We start from the raw sequence: 14,982 nt of genomic DNA on the forward strand, positions 1-14,982 counted from the left end.
GAAATTGCATTGCTGCCCTTCCCGGCGAAAGGCTATCTGCCCCCCATGTCGCGCCATGATCTGTCCACGCGCCTGGGCCGCTTCAAGACCCACCTGTCCTATTGGCTGGACGACCATGCCTTCCTGCGCGTGGCCTTTTCGAATGCCCACTGGCTGGGCCCCGACTTGGTCCGCACCAACCAACCCTCACCGCGCCAGCTGGCCCGCTGGAAGGCGAAGGGCATCAAGACCGTCATCAACCTGCGCGGCGCGCGCGACCAGGCCTACTACTGGCTGGAGAAGGACGCCTGCGAGCGGCTGGGCCTGACCCTGATCGATGCGCCGCTGGACTCCCGCGACGTGCCGGGTCCCGACCGTGTGCACCGGGCCAAGGCCCTGTTCCAGACCATTGAGTATCCGGTGCTGATCCACTGCAAGTCCGGCGCCGACCGGGCCGGTCTGATGGCCGTCTTCTATCGCCACTTCCATCTGGGCGAGCCGATCTCCGAGGCCATGAGCCAGCTGTCGAAAAAGTACCTGCACAGCCGCGAGGGCCTGACCGGCGTGCTGGACTTCTACCTCGAGAAATACGTCCACGAGATCGAACCGCAGGGCATCGGCTTCCTCGAATGGGTCGACAGCCCCGGCTATGATCCGAAGGCCATTCGCGCCGAGTTCAAGGCCGGCTGGTGGGGCACCTTGCTGACCGAACGCCTGCTCAAGCGGGAGTAGGGCTTACCCCCTAGTCAGCGATAACGCGGCCATCGGCCCACCCCCACATCACGCTCACGGCGCTCGGAGGGCGGAGCTCAGAGAGTTCGATTTTGAGGATCCACAAGTCTCCATCACTACGGAGCACCAGTGCCCAGCAGTCATAGGAATACCCGCTTCGGCATTCGCCCTCGGCGCTTCTTACGCGCTCTAGATCGCTCGGCTTGAGAATCGCCAGCCCCTGATCGCGGGTGGGGCAACGTTCAATATTCTCGCAGCCCCATCTCACGCGCTGATCGGTCCGCGCGTCGAGCGCGAGTGCCTCGATAATATGCCCTGCCAGCCAGACGGCGCCGTCATGCTCTGCGTCTATATAGGCCAAGTTTCCCTGCTGGCCCCAGTGATAGCAGGCGATGTCATGGGCGATGTCCCTCTCCCACTCCTCCTCAACGGTCTCATTCCCGCGTTCGAGTTCGACGGCCATGATTCCGTAACTGGTCTGGACATGAGCCTCCGTCGCCCGCGGGACGCCTTCGCCCCGATCAGGCCCCATGCCGATCCAGAAACTGTCCTGCTCGCAGATGCCGGGGCTTCCCTCTGACGCCCGCATCCTTGTTTCGCCCTTAAGAGCAATGCCTTCCCCCATGAGGAACCAGTCTTGGGGCCACAGGGTGGTGTTGTCTTGAAGGGCTTGCAGAACCTCATCTGTCGACGGGTCGAGGACAGCATCCTGGGCCTGAGCGGCGGTCGCCAGCAGAGGGATGGAAAGCAGCAGGGCGCGTAGCAACATGGCAGGATCCCGTCAGCGAGCGGTGGGTCACTATTGCCGTCTAGCCGATCGGGCTCAACCCCACGGACCGCCCGATCCGCCGCCGCCCTCGGCGCGGTCCTGGGCCTCGCGCCTCGCCTTGCGGTCGGCTTCCCAGCGCTTGAACCAGCGGTGATAGCTGCGCTCGCCCCGCATGACGAACACCCAGTAGATCAGGCTGGCGCACAGCAGCACCAGGGCGAACACCTGCTGCGTATCAAAGGTCTGGCCGAACAGGGTCATGGGCTCAGCATCTCACGGTCCGCGCCACTGCACCAGACAGGGGCCTCAGTGGGCGTCGCCGCGCGGGTCGATCATCCGGTGCGCGTGCAGGATGAAATAGCGCATGTGAGCGTTGTCGACCGTGGCCTGGGCCTTGGCCTTCCACGCCTTCTTGGCCTCTTCGTAGTTCGGGAAGGCACCGACGAAGTCGATCTTCGACAGGTCGCGGAACACCGGGGCGTCCAGGTGACGCAGCTCTCCGCCGATCACCAGATGCAGCAGCTGCTCGGGTTCCTGGCCGGGGGTCTTGGGGGTGTCGGTCATGGGCGGCTGGCCTGCGGGCAGGCCTCCTGATGGAGGGGAGGGGTCAACTGGCCCGGGGGATAGCCCCGGTTCGCTCCAGGATCAACGGGTGCAGGGCCGGTGCCGAACAGATCAGGCTGGTTTGACGCGGGTCGGGCCGGTTGAAGCGCCAGTCCCCGCCGAGGTGATCGGTGACGATCGCCCCGGCCTCGCGCGCGATCAGGGCGCCTGCCGCGACGTCCCAGTCCCATTTGGGGGTCAGGGCGACCGTGGCATCGAACGCCCCGCCTGCCACCAGCGCCATGCGGTAAGCCAGGGCATTGCGCTTCTCGAACCGCATGGGCGGCCAGGGCGTGACCCACTGCGGGCCCTGCAGCATCTGGGCGCTGGCCAGCAGGGAGGCATCCTCCAGCGCATCGGTGTCGCTGGCCCGGATCGCCCGGCCGTTCAGCCGGGCACCGGTGCCGAGCGTGGCCTCGAACGTGTCGCCCAGTTCCGGCACGTGGATGACGGCGGCAACGGGCTGGCCGTCCTCGACCACGGCGATCGGAATGCACCACCACGGCCGGTTGGCGATAAAGGCCTGGGTGCCGTCGATCGGATCGACCACAAAGATCCGCCGGTGCTTCAGCCGCTCGGGGCTGTCCGGCGTCTCCTCCGACAGCCAGCCATAGTCGGGGCGGGCCGACCGCAGGCGCTCCTTCAGAAAGGCGTCGACGGCATGGTCGGCGCTGGTGACCGGCGAGCCGCCGGGCTTGCGCTCGATCTCCAGCCCCTTGACCCGCTCGGCCTCGGCCAGAATGGCGCCCTCGCGCGCGGCCTCGATGATCAGGGCCAGATCGGCGGCGAGGTCGGTCACTTGCCGGCCACCGCCACCCCGTCGATCAGCAGCGACGGGCTGTTGAACGACGACCGGAACTCCAGATCGCGGCCCGCCACCATCCGCTTCCACAGCGCACGCAGGTTTCCGGCCACGGTCACCTCGCTGACCGGATGGGTGATCTGGCCGCCCTCGAAGAAGAAGCCCGACACCCCCGCCGACCAGTCGCCGGTGTTGGGGTTCAGCGACGGGCCGAACATGGAGGTCACCAGCAGGCCCGTGCCCGCCTGACCCATCAGACCCGCCAGATCGGCCTCGCCCGGGGTCAGGTGCAGATTGTGGGTCGAGACGCCCGACGGGCCCGCGAGACCGCGTGAGGCATGGCCGGTGCTGGCCAGCCCCAGCTGTGCCGCTGCCGCCGTATTCATCAGCCAGGTGGTCAGGACTCCGTGGTCGACCAGCGAGCGTTCGATCACCTCGACCCCCTCATCGTCGAACGGGGTCGAGCCCAGACCGCGGACCCGGAAGGGATCATCGATCAGCGACAGATGGGCGGGCAGAACGGCCTCGCCCAGGGCGTCCTTCAGGAAGGAGGTGCCGCGCGCAATCGACGGGCCGGAGATGGCGCCCAGCAGCGGCGACAGCACCTGGGTCGCGACCCGGTTCTCGAAGATCACCGGCAGGGTCTGCGAGGCGATCTTGCGCGCCCCGACGCGGGCCACGGCCCGACGTCCGGCCTCCAGCCCCAGCGATTCCGCCGACGGCATGTCCGACAGATGGCGCAGGGTGCGGTGTTCTCCGCCCCGCTCCATCGCCCCGTCCTTCTCGGCGATGACGCCCGCGCCCAGCGAAAAGGCGGTGCCGCGATACTGGCCGTCGAACCCGTGCGAGGTCACCAGCCGCCAGGCGCTGCGCGAGGCCGAGGCATGGCCGCCTTCGGACCGGGCCACGCCCTCGACGCCCAGTGCGGCCGCTTCACAGTCGCGGGCCGCCGCCTCCAGCGCCCTGGGTTCGGGGAATTTGTCGTCGTAGAGATCCAGCTCGCGAAACGGTGCCCGGGCCAGCCGCTTTTCGGGGGCCAGCGTCGCATAGGGGTCTTCGGGGGCCAGCCGCGCCATGGCCACGGCCCGCTCGATCAGCCGCGCCCGCGTCGGTGCCGACAAGTCGGAGGTCGACACCGTCGCCTGTCGCCGTCCGATAAAGACCCGGAGGCCGAGATCGTGCGACTCCTCGCGCTCGACATCCTCCAGCGCCCCGTCGCGCACGCCGACCGACAGCGAGGTCCGCTCGGAGGTCACGACCTCAGCCGCATCGGCTCCGGCCCTGAGCGCGGCGGTCAGGACATCATGGATCAGGTCAGGGGAGGGAGAGGAGGAATCGGCCATGCCCCGATATGGCGACAGCGGCTCTCAGGGGCAACCGTCCGCGCCTGTCCGACCTCAGCCGACGGCCTGCCCGATCAGGAGCCCTGCCGCAAACAGCAGCACCGCATAGGTCAGGGCCATGCCCAGGATCCGGCCCAGCGACGGCCCCTTCTGGAACAGCAGGCCACCCGCATGGATCACCCGCCCGATCAGCAGGGTCGCCCCCAGCGCATGGATCAACAGCGGCGTGGCCCCGGTCAGGGCCAGCAGCAACAGGGCGATCAGCCCGGCCGGCACATATTCCGCCGCATTGCCGAACGCCCGCCCGGCCGCCGTCAGCGACACATGGCCCCCGTCGCCGAAGGCCACCTTCAGCCGTCGCCTCTGCCCGACCACACCAAACGACAGCACCACCAGCCACAGCACCAACAGGCCGACCCACAGCGACAGGGCGTCCAACGCTCCGGGCAAGGCCTCGGGCCCGATGAAATCCGACAGGGTCATCAGCGTGTCTCCCGCGCGACCGGATACAGGTTGAAGCGGTCGTCATAGAAGGGCGTCCGCTGATAGAACCAGGCCAGCCGCGCATCGCCGTTCGCGGCAAACTCCGGCTCGGCGGCCAGCTTCGCCTCGAACTCGGCCTTCAGCGCCGGATCGGCCGCGAGCATGGCCTCGGCCAGCGGGGCGATGGCATAGGCTTCCATATATTCGACGCGGTTCAGCACCTCGAGGAACATCCCCCAGGCAAAGAAACTCTCGCTCGACTGCGGCTCCAGCAGCAGCACTACGACATCGCCCAGCGGCTGGTCGGTCGACACCCGCACCGATCCGGCGGGGAAGGTCCAGTCGCGGGCCTCGGGCGTCACCCCGCCCACCCGCACCGGCACATGGCCCTCATTGGTGCGCGGCGACAGGCGGATGTCATCCAGCCTCAGCATCTCGACGGACACGGTGCGCGCCTCGGTCAGGGTCTCCATCTCGATGCCGTGCATCCGCAGCCGCTCGATGATGTCGGCCCGGTGCGCGGGCACCCAATAGGCCTCGGGCCGCGTCAGCTCCAGCGTCGGCACCGAGCCATAGAAGGGCATCTGCCACAGCTCGGGATCGGCCACGCCCAGCCAGCGCACCTCCTCGCGGCCCGACGCCGGGCTCACCCAGGTCTCATAGCGGATGCCCTTGAACGGGCGGATCGACACCGGTTCCTCGGTCGGCACGAAATTGGTCGGGATGGTCGCGGGGCGCAGGGCCCGGTCGGCCTCGACCGCCGCGCGCAGGTCGCTGCCCCCGTCCGCCAGCACGGTCAGCGCCGTCTCAAGGAAGACATAGGTGCCCAGCACCCGCTGCTCATAGGGTTTCAGGCTGTGGTTCTCGATCAGAATGGTCGGCACATGGGCGGCCGAGCCCCAGCCGTTCGAGAAGCGCTCGCCCAACCCGCCGTCCGACAGGCCCGCGCGCGGGTTCCGGTCGTCGATGCCGAACACCAGCTCGCCCGGAATGTGGCCCTGGGCCTCCAGCGCGTCGTTCATGGCCGGCTTGAAGGCCCGGTCCAGCCAGCGGGCCGTCTCCGGGCTGCGGCTCCAGATGCCGTTCTCGCCGTTGTAGCCATAGGTCACGTCATATTGATAATCGAGACCGTCGGTGACGTGGATGTCCAGATACAGATCCGGCTGGTACTTCAGGATCAGCCCCCGTACCGCCCGCATCTCGGCCTGGTCCAGCTTCATGAAGTCGCGGTTCAGGTTCTGGTTGGTCGCGGTATTGCGCCAGCCCTGAATGCGCGGCCCGCGCTGGTTCGGCCGGGAATACGCACTGGCCCGCTCATGCCCGTCGACCGACAGGATGGGGATCAGGATCAGATTGGCCCCGTCCAGCAGGTCATCCCGTCCGTAAAAGGCAATGTCGCGCAGCAGCATCATGCCCGCGTCCTTGCCGTCGATCTCGCCGGGGTGGATGCCGGCCTGCGCCAGGATCACGGGCTTGGACGGATCGAAGGTCGCCCCATCCTTTGACGCGATCACCGCATAGATCGGTCGCCCCTCGGGCGAGGTGCCGAACTGCTCGATGCGGATCCAGTCCGATGCCGCATCCAGCCGGTCGAACCAGGCGCGGGTGTCGTCATAGTTCGGGCTGAAGTCCAGCTCGGGGTCGCGCTCGAAGTCCGTGGCCCACGTGTCCGAGGCGGGCCGCAGCAGCGACCGGCTGGCGCCGTCCCACGCCGGTGCCGGCGGCAGGAACCCCTGCGGATCATACAGGGCCTGATTGGGCAGGGACGGCGAGGAGGTCTGGGCCATGGCGAGGGCTCCCGTAAACAGCTGGGCCGACGCCGCAATGAGACTGATCAGGATTAGGCGACGCATCATGGGCTCCCTTTGACCATGCCGGATAGAGGGCCGCAACGTCTGGTCTAGCTTCCCGTCAGCGACCAGCCCCCGGCCTGGACCAGCGCGGTCAGCGCCCGTCCCGTGGTGAAAACGTGATAGGCGACCAGCACGCACAGCGCCCCGATCACCCACCTGCGACCCGGCGCAAAGGCCCCGATCGAGGTCCCGCCGATGAAGATCGCCAGTCCGATCCAGAAGATCGGTCCCAGCGCAATCTGACCGATCTCGCCGCTCAGCCCGGTGACGAGGAAGAAGGTCGCGGCCACGATCAGATTGGCGGCCAGTACACAGGCGAACACGATCCGCCGGTGCGCCCAGAAATGGTCGTCCAGATCCAGCTTCTTCCCTTCGGTCGCCACCCGCGGAAAGGTCACGCTGGCCGCAACATAGAAGGTCCCGGCGACCACCAGGCCCAGCACCAGCAGGGCAAAGTTGAACGGCGCCCCGCGAAAGATCACCCAGGCCTGATTCCAGAAGGTGGCGATGTCGATGGCCACAAAGATCGCCAGCAGCGGCGTCAGCCAGCCGAACCGGATCCGCTCCCGCTCATGCAGGACGCGCGAAAACCCGCCCACCAGCTCCGCAACCGACAGCCCCAGCAGCAGGCCATAGAAGCTGAAAAAGAACTCGAACGCGCTCATGCGGCCCCCCCCGACCGTGACCGGCGCTGAAGCCTAGAGGGAGATTGCCTGTTCGTCACCACATCCCCGCGAGACGTCGCCAGACCGGGGTGGGTCGCTCACCTGACACCTCTCCAGTTCGTCGGGCTATTCCTCGAACATCTCGCGCAGCACCGCCAGCGTGGCGCTCAGAATACCGGCTTCAGCGTCTCCGATGCGACGGCCCAGCCGCGCGTGATCAATCATCCGCACCTGATCCACGGCTGCCGCGCCCAGCTTTCCGGAAATGGACGTGGTGACGCGATAGCGCCGACCCCGGCTGCTGGTCAGAGGCACGACGATGCAGGTGCCGTGCCGATTGATCTCGTCCGGCGAGACGATCATGCACGGGCGGGTCTTGCGGATTTCGTGTCCAACGGTGGGATCCAGCTTTACCCACCACACCTCGCCGCGCTTCGGCACTATGACTTCACCACGCCGTCGGCAAGCAGTTCAGCCTCAACGCGTTCCATGTCTGCCTCGGTATAGGCATCCCAGGCGTCGGGGGCATCGTCCGTCAGATCGGCGTCGATCCACTCGCGCTCCTCATCGGTCAGACCTGCGGCCGCGATCGCTTTGGCGTCTTCTTCCCATCCCTCGCGAACAGGACGTCGCGCGGGGACGATACTGATCTTGCCAGGCTCATAGACGAACTCTACCGCGCCGCCTTCCGCGACGCCGAGCGCCTGAAGCGCGGGCTTGGGCAGGATGACGCCCTGCGAGTTGCCGATTTTTCGGATCGAGGTGACCATGGCCGAACTCCGTTGCAACGAAGTTATAACACGGCCGGGAAGTCACCTCCAGATCGGCGTTCCGTCACCGGGCAATCCCAGCCGGTCCCACATCTCGCTGACCCGCTCGACCACGGTCTCGTCCATGCGGATTTCCTCGCCCCATTCGCGTTTGGTCTCGGGCTCCCATTTGTCGGTGGCGTCGAGGCCGATCTTGGAGCCGAGGCCGCTCTCGGGCGAAGCAAAGTCCAGATAGTCGATCGGGGTGTTCTCGATGACGGTGATGTCGCGGGCCGGGTCCATCTTGGTCGAGATGGCCCACATCACGTCCTTCCAGTCGCGGGCGTTGATGTCGTCGTCCACCACGATGATCCACTTGGTGTACATGAACTGCCGCAGATAGCTCCAGCAGCCCATCATCACCCGCTTGGCGTGGCCCGGATAGGCCTTCTTCATCGACACCACGGCGATGCGGTAGCTGCAGCCCTCCGGCGGCAGCCAGAAGTCGGTGATCTCGGGAAACTGCTGTTGCAGCAGGGGGATGAAGACCTCGTTCAGCGCCTCGCCCAGCACGCTCGGCTCATCCGGCGGGCGCCCGGTGAAGGTGGTCAGATAGATGGGGTCGCGGCGCAGGGTGATGGCCGACACCTGAAACACCGGGAAGGTCTCGACCGAGTTGTAATAGCCCGTGTGGTCGCCGTACGGCCCCTCGGGCGCGTGCTCGTCCAGCAGGACATGGCCTTCCAGCACGATCTCGGCGGTGGCGGGCACCATCAGCGGCACGGTCTTGCAGGGAACCAGTTCGGCCTTGGCCCCGCGCAGCAGGCCGGCGAACTGGTATTCCGAAAGGGTGTCCGGCACCGGCGTCACGGCCGCCAGAATGGTGCCCGGATCGGCGCCCAGAACCACGGCGCAGGGCAGGGGCTCGCGCTTTCCGGCCTTCTTGTGCCGGGCATAGTGTTGCGCCCCGCCCCGGTGGGCCAGCCAGCGCATGATGGCCTTGTCCTTGCCCAGCACCTGCATGCGATAGATGCCGAGGTTGAAGTCGTCCTCGCGGTCGTCGGATGGGCCTTTGGTGACGACCAGACCCCAGGTGATCAGCGGCGCGGGCTCGCCCGGCCAGCAGCCCTGAACCGGCAGGGATGTCAGGTCGATCTGGTCGCCCTTCAGCACCACCTCCTGCACCGCGGCCTTTTTCACCACCTTGGGCCGCATCGCCATGACGGTCCTGGCCAGCGGCAGCATCTCCATGGCGTCGGCCAGGCCGCGCGGCGGGGTCGGATTCTTCAGGAAGGCCAGCAGCTCGCCGACCTCGCGCAGTTCGGCGGCGGTGGTGCGGCTCTTGCCTTCCAGCGTCACCCCCATGGCGACGCGCTTTACCGTGCCGAACAGATTGGCCAGACAGGGGATGGGGCTGATGGTGCCATCCGGCATGACCGGTTTTTCGAACAGCACCGCCGGGCCGCCGTTCCTCAGCAGCCGCGTCTGGATCTCGGTCATCTCGAGCTGGGTCGACACGGGCTCGCGCACGCGCACCAGCTCGCCCTCGGCTTCCAGCAGATTGATGAATTCGCGCAGGGACTTGTAGGCCATGCGAAAACGCTTAGGCGGCGAGGCGGCGTCTGTCACGCGGACAGGCTGTCGCTCAATACGCGGGGGTGTCCGACACCAGGGCCCAGACCGGCAGATGCAGATGCCGGGTGGCGACGGCCATCTGGGTCGAGTCCATGCGGGCCTGACCGCTTTCCAGCCGACGGACCGCTTCGGGCGTCAGTTTCAGGGCGCCTGCCAGCGCATCGACATCGCATCCGCGTCGGTCACGCCAGTGTTTCAGCCGTCGTCCGACCGCGACATCAACCGGGTTCGTTCCCGGAAATTCCAGGACCCTGCCCATCTGCGAACCTCCCCAGGTTCATTATTGTCGGGAAGTATCCTGATCCCATTCAAAGGCCGGATCAATCCAGTCGCCCAAGCGACCGCCCGGATGGGCCAGGCCGTGGATGCGCGCCATCTCCTCATCGGTCAGGGAAAAGTCGAAGATGTCGAGGTTCTCGGCCGCACGGCTTTCCTTCGACGTCCTGGGAATGGCGATCACGCCCTGCTGTACGATCCAGCGCAGGGTCACCTGTCCGACCGACCTGCCATGGGCCTCGGCGATGGTGCGGAGGGTGGCGTCCTCCGCGATCTTGCCCTGGGCCAACGGCGACCAGGCCGTGATCGACGCGCGGAGGTCGCGGGCCGTGTCGATCAGCGTCTTTTGCGACAGATAGGGGTGGTACTCGACCTGATTGGTCACCAGCCGCGCCTCTGACAGCTGCTGGGCCTTTCGCCATTCAGCGGAGGGATAGTTGGACAGGCCGATCGAGCGGGTCAGGCCGCGCGCCTTCGCCTCGTTCAGGGCAGCGATGGTCTCTTCCAGCGGCGGCGTGGCCTTGGGCCAGTGCAGCAGCAGCAGGTCAGGCGCCGTACCCAGACTGTTGGCCGACTCCTCGGCCTGTTTCAGCAGGGCGTCATGGCTGAAATGGTCGACCCAGATCTTGGTCGTCAGCCAGAAGCTGTCCCGCGGCACACCGGCGTCCCGGATGCCCTGGCCGACACCGTGTTCGTTTCGATAGATCCAGGCCGTGTCGATGTGGCGATAGCCGTTCGTGAGGGCATGGCCGACCATGCGCCGCGCATCGTCGGGCTCCAGCTGCCATGTGCCGAGGCCGATAAGGGGAATGTCATGTCCGTCGACGGTCAGCGTATCGGTCCTGGCCATGGGAGATCCTTCAGCACGGGGGAGGGGGCCTTAGCTGGGGCCGATCCCGCCCGGATCAAGGGCGGGCAGCGCCCTCCAGCCAATTGGCGATCTCATCCCAGAGGGGCTCCATCCCGCGCCGGAAGGCGCCCTCATGGCCGATGCGCCGGACGCCATAATCTCCGGGCGACCGGACGATGATCTCACGAGGGGCACGCGGATAGACCTTGAGCAGGTCCGCCCCCGTACGCGGCGTGGCGATCGGATCGTCGGTGAAGATCCACGAGCGGATGGGGGCAGTCACCGCCTCGAAATGATGCGGCTTCAGGGTGGTGGCGAGCTCGTTGGAGAAATAGGCGGGCTTCAGGCACCAGCGTTTCCACGTCTCAAACACACCCCGCGGCAGGTCGGTCCCGGCCCACAGGCCTCCACCTTTCACATAGCCGTGCCGCCTCAGGCTCAGCGGGCCAAAGCCGAACCAGAAGAACAGCTCCAGCGGATTATAGGCACGATGGTGCCGTCCCCAGTAGCCGGTACCGACCGACACGAAGGCATGGCGGGCGAACCGGTCATGATTGGCCATGAAGCCGAGGAAATGCCCGCCAACACTGTGACCCAGATGGCTCAGCGGCAGGCCCGGGGCCGCGTCGGCCAGCGCCTCGAGCGCCGCGGGCATGTCCAGCCGGCCCCAGTCGGGATAGTCCATCTGCAGCGCCGCCAGATCGTCGGGTCGCGACCCTGCGATACCCCGGAAGTCATAGGTCAGCACCACGGCCCCGCGTCCGGCCAGATGGCGGGCGACCCGGTCATAGAAGCCCTTGGGAAAGCCGGTGCCCGAGCTGATCAGCACCGACATGTGCGGATCGGCGGGCCGGTACAGCCGCATCGACAGCGGATAGCCGTCGGAGGCGCTGACGGTCAGGTCCTCGATAGCCGGCTCGGTCATGGGGTTCGTCCTTATTTGCAACGAACCTGGCAGATTTCCGCGAGGTCAGGTCAAGAGGGCGCTGCGGCCCCGGCCAACTCCGGATGCGCCTTTCTCAGTTTCGCGGGCGCGACCTTCCTCCAGCGGCTGGCCAGTTCGGCCTTCAGCCAGTCCGGATCGACCCCTTTGATACGGATCAGCACATAGGCGTAGGCGCGATAGTGGTCGGTGATGTGGAACACTTCGGGGTCGACCTCGACCAGCATGTCTCGCCGTTCGATCGAGCCGACATCCAGCGCCAGGCTGTCATCCTCGGCCCGCAGCCGCGTCAGGAATTTGCCCGCGACCCGCCAGCAGGGCTGGCCATAGGCGGTTCCATGTTCGGCCCCGGGCAGGGCCATGATCAGGGCATCGACCTCATCCTCGGTCATCGCACGCGCTCCGAATTGAAAAGGGCCGCCCCGGACGGGAGCGGCCCTTTCGGTATCAGGCGGTTGGCCCGATGCCTACATGATGTCCTCGTTCATCAGACCGACCTTCAGGAAGCCGTTCATCTGCAGGGTGTTCATGACGGTCATGAAGTCATTGTACATGACCTCGGCGTCGGCCCGGATGAAGACGCGCTCTTCCTGACAGCGTCCGCCGCCCAGCGCCGCGCAGGCGTCCACCGGCAGGCGCGAAATGTCGGTTTCGGTCAGCACGTCGCCGACGCCGATAAAGATCTGGCCGGACTGCTGGATGTTGATGACCACGGGCTCGACCACTTCCTGTCCGGGAACGGGCGGCGTGGCCGGCGGCAGGTCCAGGCGGATCGAGACGGTGGCCAGCGGGGCGGCGACCATGAAGATGATCAGCAGCACCAGCATGATGTCGACGAACGGCGTGACGTTGATGTCCGCGTTCTGGCTGATGGTCTTGCCACCGTTCGGTCCCGAAAGTTTGGCGCCCATGGGGTCGTCTCCGTGTCATGCCGCCGCTCGGGGCGCGCGTGTGGATCAGCTTCAACCGTCTCATGGCGATCCTGACGGCGCTTGTAAAGCGGTCAGGGGCCCTGAAGGGTTCCGATTCTGAGGATTACGCCTGAGGGGCGAACCGCAAGGGGCGTCTCAACCTTTCGCCAGCTTCAGGAACCGCTCCATCTGCGCCGGATCGCTCCTGAAAACGCCCGTGAAGCGGGTGGTGATGGTCGAAACATGACGGTGGTGGACGCCGCGGGTGGTCATGCACTGGTGCTCGGCATCGATCAGCACGGCCACGCCGGCCGGCTTCAGGTGCGATTCGATGGCCCCGGCGATCTGGTTGGTCAGCACTTCCTGGGTCTGCAGCCGCTTGGAGAAGATCTCGACCACGCGGGCGATTTTGGAGATTCCAACGACCTTCTCGGTCGGCACATAAGCAACATAGGCCTTGCCCAGGAAGGGGGCCATATGGTGCTCGCAGTGGCTCTCGACCTCGATGTCGCGCAGCAGCACCATGTCGTCATAGCCCTGCACGTCCTCGAAGGTGCGCGATAGCTCCCTGGCCGGATCGGCGTGATAGCCTTCGAACCATTCGGCATAGGCATCGACCACGCGTTTCGGCGTATCGACCAGACCCTCGCGGTCCGGATTGTCACCAGCCCAGGCCAGCAGGGTCCGCACGGCCTGCATGGCTTCTTCACGCGAGGGACGGACCAGGGCGTTGGCGTCGGGGTCGGCGATCAGGCCGGGCGTTTGCACGATGGCATCCATATCGATGTAGGCGACGAAGTTGCGCCGGAACGAGGGTTCCGGAAATGACGCGCGCCGCTCTCCCTTTTTTCTGCGGGGACGAACTGTGTGGTTGGACGCGCCCCGTCCCGGCTATATGGGATGATCCCCTTTCCCCGCAAGCAAGCCGGACCGGCCGCCCGTCATGCCTCTCGTGATTCACGACACCCTGACCCGCTCCAAGAGGGTCTTTGAGCCCCGCGATGAGAAGCGCGTGACCCTCTATGTCTGCGGGCCGACGGTCTATGACTATGCCCACATCGGCAATGCGCGGCCGCCGGTGGTGTTCGATGTTCTGGTCCGGTTGCTGCGCCGCCGGTACGGGGCCGAACACGTCGTTTATGCCCGCAACGTCACGGACGTGGATGACAAGATCAACGCCAGGGCCGCGAAAGAGGGCGTGCCGATCGGCGAGATCACCGCGCGCTATGAGGCCGCTTACCTTGAGGATATGGCGCGGCTGAACGTCACACCGCCCGACATCGCGCCCCACGTCACGGATCACATGGACGCCATCGTCGCCCAGATCCGCGCGATACTGGACCACGGCTGCGCCTATGAGGCCGAGGGTCATGTGCTGTTCGACGTCTCGGCCTATCAGGCCTATGGTGCCCTGTCGGGCCGTAACCTGGACGACATGATCGCCGGTGCCCGGGTCGAGGTCGCTCCGTACAAGAAGAACCCCCACGACTTCGTCCTGTGGAAGCCGTCAAAGCCGGGCGAGCCGGAATGGCCGTCGCCCTGGGGGCCGGGCCGTCCCGGCTGGCATATCGAATGCTCGGCCATGATCGAGGAGGTGCTGGGCCTGCCGATCGACATTCACGGCGGCGGCATTGATCTGGCCTTTCCCCACCACGAAAACGAGATCGCCCAGGGTGTCTGCGCCCACGGCCATGCCCATGGCGAGCGCCCGCACGATCATTATGCGCGCTACTGGATGCACAACGGCTTTCTGACGCTGGATGCGGAAAAGATGTCCAAGTCGCTGGGGAATGTGCTGCTGCTCCATGACCTGGTGCAGGCCATCCCGGGCGAGGTCGTGCGTTGGGCCCTTCTGTCCGCCCACTATCGCCAGCCGCTGGACTGGACCCCGAGCCTGCTGGATCAGAGCCGCAAGTCGCTGGACCGGCTGTATGGCGCGCTGGCCCGTTCGGCCGGCGTCGCGGTTTCGCCCAGCGAGCCGCCCACTGAATTCCTCAAGGCCATTGAGGACGACCTGAACACACCAGGAGCCATGGCCGTTCTGTTTGCCCTGTCCGGCGAGATCGAGCGCGCCCTGACCGCAGGCGATACAGGGGCGGTTGCCCGGGCCAAAGGGCAATTGGTTGCCTCGGCAAACCTTCTGGGTGTGCTTCAGTCCGATCCGGCCGACTGGCTGAAGGGTGACGCTTCCGACGCCCTGACGACCGAGGTCGAGGCCTTGATCGAACAGCGGGCCGCCGCCCGGGCCGCGAAGGACTGGCCTGAGGCCGACCGCATCCGCGACCGCCTGGCCGAGCTGAATGTCGAGGTCATGGACGGCCCCGAAGGCGCCCGCTGGCGTCTCCGGTCCTGAACGAGGGCATTCCTCCCCCGATGGGGGAGGAGCTCT

19 protein-coding genes are annotated in these 14,982 nt (G+C 66.5%); 2 read left to right on the forward strand and 17 right to left on the reverse strand.

The features are described 5' to 3' along the window. Window positions 1–45 precede the first annotated feature (45 nt). Entirely contained in the window at window positions 46–711 is a 666-nt protein-coding gene (locus IBJ06_RS01430) for a sulfur transferase domain-containing protein (RefSeq protein ID WP_292156737.1), read from the forward strand. 10 nt (window positions 712–721) lie between these two features. Here IBJ06_RS01430 and IBJ06_RS01435 read toward each other — a convergent pair whose 3' ends face one another. From IBJ06_RS01435 to folE, 17 genes are all read right to left on the reverse strand, one after another. Then, a complete protein-coding gene (locus IBJ06_RS01435) occupies window positions 722–1,480 on the reverse strand; it encodes a hypothetical protein (protein ID WP_292156738.1) in 759 nt (252 codons plus the stop codon). A gap of 54 nt (window positions 1,481–1,534) precedes the next feature. Beyond that, the gene (locus IBJ06_RS01440; protein ID WP_292156739.1) at window positions 1,535–1,741 is read right to left on the reverse strand and encodes a hypothetical protein; all 207 of its coding nucleotides are present in this window, start codon (window positions 1,739–1,741) and stop codon (window positions 1,535–1,537) included. A gap of 45 nt (window positions 1,742–1,786) precedes the next feature. Beyond that, window positions 1,787–2,044 (reverse strand): DUF4170 domain-containing protein, encoded by a 258-nt coding sequence (locus IBJ06_RS01445; protein WP_292156740.1) that lies wholly within the window; start codon window positions 2,042–2,044, stop codon window positions 1,787–1,789. 43 nt (window positions 2,045–2,087) lie between these two features. Beyond that, window positions 2,088–2,882, reverse strand: a complete 795-nt coding sequence (locus IBJ06_RS01450; RefSeq protein ID WP_292156741.1) for a 3'(2'),5'-bisphosphate nucleotidase CysQ — start codon at window positions 2,880–2,882, stop codon at window positions 2,088–2,090. Beyond that, window positions 2,879–4,228 (reverse strand): metallopeptidase TldD-related protein, encoded by a 1,350-nt coding sequence (locus IBJ06_RS01455; RefSeq protein WP_292156742.1) that lies wholly within the window; start codon window positions 4,226–4,228, stop codon window positions 2,879–2,881. The genes IBJ06_RS01450 and IBJ06_RS01455 overlap by 4 nt, the downstream gene beginning before the upstream one ends. Before the next feature lie 54 nt (window positions 4,229–4,282). Beyond that, window positions 4,283–4,711: an MAPEG family protein gene (locus IBJ06_RS01460; protein ID WP_292156743.1), complete on the reverse strand. Its 429-nt coding sequence runs from the start codon at window positions 4,709–4,711 to the stop codon at window positions 4,283–4,285. After that, window positions 4,711–6,564: a M14 family metallopeptidase gene (locus IBJ06_RS01465; RefSeq protein ID WP_292156744.1), complete on the reverse strand. Its 1,854-nt coding sequence runs from the start codon at window positions 6,562–6,564 to the stop codon at window positions 4,711–4,713. Before IBJ06_RS01465 ends, IBJ06_RS01460 begins: the two co-directional genes overlap by 1 nt. A gap of 47 nt (window positions 6,565–6,611) precedes the next feature. After that, on the reverse strand, window positions 6,612–7,229 hold the full coding sequence (locus IBJ06_RS01470; protein ID WP_292156745.1) for a hypothetical protein: 618 nt from the start codon (window positions 7,227–7,229) through the stop codon (window positions 6,612–6,614). Window positions 7,230–7,355: 126 nt separating this feature from the next. Next, window positions 7,356–7,670 (reverse strand): type II toxin-antitoxin system PemK/MazF family toxin, encoded by a 315-nt coding sequence (locus tag IBJ06_RS01475; RefSeq protein WP_292156746.1) that lies wholly within the window; start codon window positions 7,668–7,670, stop codon window positions 7,356–7,358. Continuing rightward, complete coding sequence (locus IBJ06_RS01480; RefSeq protein WP_292156747.1) at window positions 7,670–7,999, reverse strand: AbrB/MazE/SpoVT family DNA-binding domain-containing protein; 330 nt, start codon at window positions 7,997–7,999, stop codon at window positions 7,670–7,672. The genes IBJ06_RS01475 and IBJ06_RS01480 overlap by 1 nt, the downstream gene beginning before the upstream one ends. Window positions 8,000–8,041: 42 nt before the next feature. Then, window positions 8,042–9,571, reverse strand: coding sequence for a UbiD family decarboxylase (locus IBJ06_RS01485; protein WP_292156748.1), 1,530 nt, complete (start codon window positions 9,569–9,571; stop codon window positions 8,042–8,044). 52 nt (window positions 9,572–9,623) lie between these two features. Beyond that, the gene (locus tag IBJ06_RS01490; RefSeq protein ID WP_292156749.1) at window positions 9,624–9,872 is read right to left on the reverse strand and encodes a helix-turn-helix domain-containing protein; all 249 of its coding nucleotides are present in this window, start codon (window positions 9,870–9,872) and stop codon (window positions 9,624–9,626) included. Between the two features lie 21 nt (window positions 9,873–9,893). Next, window positions 9,894–10,739, reverse strand: coding sequence for an aldo/keto reductase (locus tag IBJ06_RS01495; protein WP_292156750.1), 846 nt, complete (start codon window positions 10,737–10,739; stop codon window positions 9,894–9,896). Between the two features lie 55 nt (window positions 10,740–10,794). Further along, a complete protein-coding gene (locus IBJ06_RS01500; RefSeq protein WP_292156751.1) occupies window positions 10,795–11,664 on the reverse strand; it encodes an alpha/beta hydrolase in 870 nt (289 codons plus the stop codon). A 50-nt stretch (window positions 11,665–11,714) separates the two neighbouring features. Next, a complete protein-coding gene (locus IBJ06_RS01505; RefSeq protein ID WP_292156752.1) occupies window positions 11,715–12,074 on the reverse strand; it encodes an MmcQ/YjbR family DNA-binding protein in 360 nt (119 codons plus the stop codon). Between the two features lie 75 nt (window positions 12,075–12,149). Further along, complete coding sequence (locus IBJ06_RS01510; RefSeq protein ID WP_292156753.1) at window positions 12,150–12,593, reverse strand: biopolymer transporter ExbD; 444 nt, start codon at window positions 12,591–12,593, stop codon at window positions 12,150–12,152. Window positions 12,594–12,749: 156 nt separating this feature from the next. Continuing rightward, window positions 12,750–13,361 (reverse strand): GTP cyclohydrolase I FolE, encoded by a 612-nt coding sequence (gene folE, locus IBJ06_RS01515; RefSeq protein WP_292156754.1) that lies wholly within the window; start codon window positions 13,359–13,361, stop codon window positions 12,750–12,752. 175 nt (window positions 13,362–13,536) lie between these two features. Between folE and cysS the strand changes: the two genes are divergently transcribed. Next, on the forward strand, window positions 13,537–14,946 hold the full coding sequence (gene cysS, locus IBJ06_RS01520) for a cysteine--tRNA ligase (protein WP_292156755.1): 1,410 nt from the start codon (window positions 13,537–13,539) through the stop codon (window positions 14,944–14,946). Window positions 14,947–14,982: the final 36 nt, after the last annotated feature.

It is taken from the genome of Brevundimonas sp. (assembly GCF_016742135.1).
GTDB lineage: Bacteria > Pseudomonadota > Alphaproteobacteria > Caulobacterales > Caulobacteraceae > Brevundimonas.

Coding starts and splice junctions, on each gene's coding strand:
- IBJ06_RS01440 (WP_292156739.1), bottom strand. CDS start 1,741: ATGACCCTGTTCGGCCAGACCTTTGATACGCAGCAGGTGTTCGCCCTG.
- IBJ06_RS01505 (WP_292156752.1), bottom strand. CDS start 12,074: ATGACCGAGGATGAGGTCGATGCCCTGATCATGGCCCTGCCCGGGGCC.
- IBJ06_RS01490 (WP_292156749.1), bottom strand. CDS start 9,872: ATGGGCAGGGTCCTGGAATTTCCGGGAACGAACCCGGTTGATGTCGCG.
- IBJ06_RS01495 (WP_292156750.1), bottom strand. CDS start 10,739: ATGGCCAGGACCGATACGCTGACCGTCGACGGACATGACATTCCCCTT.
- IBJ06_RS01465 (WP_292156744.1), bottom strand. CDS start 6,564: ATGCGTCGCCTAATCCTGATCAGTCTCATTGCGGCGTCGGCCCAGCTG.
- IBJ06_RS01445 (WP_292156740.1), bottom strand. CDS start 2,044: ATGACCGACACCCCCAAGACCCCCGGCCAGGAACCCGAGCAGCTGCTG.
- IBJ06_RS01460 (WP_292156743.1), bottom strand. CDS start 4,711: ATGACCCTGTCGGATTTCATCGGGCCCGAGGCCTTGCCCGGAGCGTTG.
- IBJ06_RS01500 (WP_292156751.1), bottom strand. CDS start 11,664: ATGACCGAGCCGGCTATCGAGGACCTGACCGTCAGCGCCTCCGACGGC.
- cysS (WP_292156755.1), top strand. CDS start 13,537: ATGCCTCTCGTGATTCACGACACCCTGACCCGCTCCAAGAGGGTCTTT.
- IBJ06_RS01485 (WP_292156748.1), bottom strand. CDS start 9,571: ATGGCCTACAAGTCCCTGCGCGAATTCATCAATCTGCTGGAAGCCGAG.
- IBJ06_RS01430 (WP_292156737.1), top strand. CDS start 46: ATGTCGCGCCATGATCTGTCCACGCGCCTGGGCCGCTTCAAGACCCAC.
- IBJ06_RS01480 (WP_292156747.1), bottom strand. CDS start 7,999: ATGGTCACCTCGATCCGAAAAATCGGCAACTCGCAGGGCGTCATCCTG.
- IBJ06_RS01510 (WP_292156753.1), bottom strand. CDS start 12,593: ATGGGCGCCAAACTTTCGGGACCGAACGGTGGCAAGACCATCAGCCAG.
- IBJ06_RS01435 (WP_292156738.1), bottom strand. CDS start 1,480: ATGTTGCTACGCGCCCTGCTGCTTTCCATCCCTCTGCTGGCGACCGCC.
- IBJ06_RS01470 (WP_292156745.1), bottom strand. CDS start 7,229: ATGAGCGCGTTCGAGTTCTTTTTCAGCTTCTATGGCCTGCTGCTGGGG.
- IBJ06_RS01455 (WP_292156742.1), bottom strand. CDS start 4,228: ATGGCCGATTCCTCCTCTCCCTCCCCTGACCTGATCCATGATGTCCTG.